General features: G+C 69.9%; 1 protein-coding gene. It reads right to left on the minus strand.

What is annotated here, in order from left to right:
- On the minus strand, window positions 1-1,972 hold a 1,972-nt coding region (locus B7767_RS21820), incomplete at both ends, for a phosphotransferase (RefSeq protein ID WP_085573693.1).

The following is a 1,972-nucleotide window of genomic DNA, read 5'->3' on the forward strand; positions in this document are numbered from 1 at the left end:
GGATTCGCGGTGGAACGAGCCGGGAGGCCGAGCGTCCCTATGGCGACAGTGAGCGTCGTGGCGTAGGAGTCCACCGTCCGCCGAACGTTCGACGCGTCCAGGCCCGCGCCGGTTACGATGCGGTCGAGGTCGACGTATGCGGAGCGGACGATCTCCAGCCGGCGGTACACCTGCCAGTCCTCGCGCCAGTCATGGGTGTACTCGGGAGGCAGCCGACGTTCCCAGCGGCGGAACATCCGGTCACGGATCTCCGGGCGGGTCGGGGTGAGGTGCATGTGGCGGACCAGGTCGTACAGGGGGTCGCCGACCAGGGCCATCTCCCAGCCGATGAGGCTGAGGGCGAGGGCGTCGTCCCGGCGTACGAGGTTCCACGGATGCAGGTCACCGTGCAGCAGGGACGGCTCGCGGTGGCTCACCTCATAGCAGGAGAGGATCTCCCGGAGGCGTTCGGCGTCCGGCAGTCCCAGGTGTCGCGCCAGCTGTTGCGACTTCCTGGGCAGCCCCGCCACGAGGGAGACGAGCTGGTCCCTCAGCCAACGGTGGAAACCCTCCAGCCCGGCCAGCGGATCGAGCTGCTTGTAGTCCACCCGTGTCAGGGCGCAGAGCTGGTCCACGAGGCCGTCCGCCTCATGCGGCAACAGGCCGTTCACGGGATGGCTCGGGAGGCGGTCGATGTCGCGCGGTCCCGCGTAGGTGTGGACGGCGAAGGGATCGTCCGGGTAGCTCTCGCCCAGTGCCAGGACCCTCGGCGCCGCGACGGCCACGGGCGCCTGCTCGATGGCGCGCAGCACGGCGTGTTCGCTCAGGAAGCTGCGCTCCCCTCGGCGGGCCTCGGGCAGTCGTCGCCGTACGACCACGGGACAGTCCATGCCCGGTACCCGGGCCACCGTGTTGAGATGCGCAGTTCCCTTGAACACACGGCCCGCCGGAGCGGCCCCCTCCATCGCAAGGGCCCCCTGTACAGCGGACTCGGGGAAGTCGTCGGGCAGAGGCAGCCGCCGGTCCGGCTGCCAGCCGAGGACCTGGGTGATCGGGCCGTGGCCGCGGTCGGGGATGCGGCGAGGCGCCAGCCAGCGGAACAACGCCCGTTCGATCTTCCGCTCGTCGGGCACGCTTCCGAGTCCCAGCGGTACGGCGGCCGCCTCCAGTGCCCTGCTCACCTCCGCCGTCGCCTCGTCCAGGTTCTTCTGGGTGAGCGCCCCCTCCAGGAACCGCGCGGCCCTCATCACATCCGGATAGACGGACTGTGCCCGCTCGAAGGCCAGGTAGTGGCGCAGGTCCTCCGTCAGTCCGTTGACGGCGGCGGGGCGGATGTCGCACACGGCCTCCGCCCACGCGTCGATCGCCTCGGCCCACTGGTGGGCCGGGTACCGCATCCGCACCAGATGGGTGGCGAGGTCGTGAAGCGGGTCCCCGTACGTCGCCAGCTCCCAGTCGACGCAGATCAGTGGGGGAACACCGCCATAGGACACGATCAGGTTGTCGCGGTGCAGGTCCGCGTGAAGCAGACTGTACGGTCGCCGTGCCATGACGGGGACCCGCTCGGCCAGCCGGAGCAGGGCGTCCTCCGGGATGCCCAGGGTCGTGAACAAGCCGCCGAAGACAGCCCAATTGGGCCGACGGATCTGCCGGTCCGCCATGTGCGCCAGCATGCGCAAGAAGCCTTGGCTGTCCGTTTCGTCGCGGGGCCAGCCGGGCGGCAGGGGAGGCAGCGCGCTGCGCCGCACCTGGGCCATCTGGGCCAGCAGCCCGGCCAGCGCTCTGACGATCAGGGCGTCCACGGGCTTGCCGTTGCCGCAGACGCTGGAGAACGGCACGCCTTCCACGTAGCTGTGGATCGCGAATCCCTCGCCCTTGAGGAGGCACTGTGGCACGTGCGGCAGGATTCCCTTGAGAGCGCCGAGGATCTCGTCCTCGTTCAGCCAGGTTCTGATCACGACTGGCAGGGCTTCAACACGGCGGATCCGCACGG

This window comes from Streptomyces sp. 13-12-16 (assembly GCF_002114215.1).
GTDB lineage: Bacteria > Actinomycetota > Actinomycetes > Streptomycetales > Streptomycetaceae > Streptomyces.